Source organism: Pseudomonas sp. SIMBA_041, from assembly GCF_046535095.1.
In the GTDB taxonomy this organism is placed as follows: domain Bacteria; phylum Pseudomonadota; class Gammaproteobacteria; order Pseudomonadales; family Pseudomonadaceae; genus Aquipseudomonas; species Aquipseudomonas mucoides.
Genome location: NZ_JAWRXJ010000895.1, coordinates 1 through 239, shown reverse-complemented (window position 1 = coordinate 239; position 239 = coordinate 1). Strand labels below are relative to the sequence as shown.

At 37.7% G+C, this 239-nt stretch carries 1 pseudogene; it reads left to right on the top strand.

The features are described 5' to 3' along the window. Nucleotides 1-239 (top strand): annotated as a pseudogene (locus tag SB725_RS33725) (alcohol dehydrogenase); the annotation flags it as partial.

Sequence of the window (239 nt, the reverse complement as noted above, 5' to 3'; positions counted from 1 at the left end):
CTTTCGGTTGATCAATACGTTCAAAAATATACAAATGGTATTGGTTTCGATGCAGTACTTGATACCGTGGGAGGAAGTGTTTTAGATGATTCTTTTAAAGCTGTAAAACAATATTCAGGTCATGTGGCAAGTATTTTGGGTTGGGGAACTCACAGTCTTGCTCCGTTGTCTTTTCGTAATGCAACATATTCAGGAGTGTTTACATTATATCCGTTGCTATCGGGAGAAGGAAAAAAACA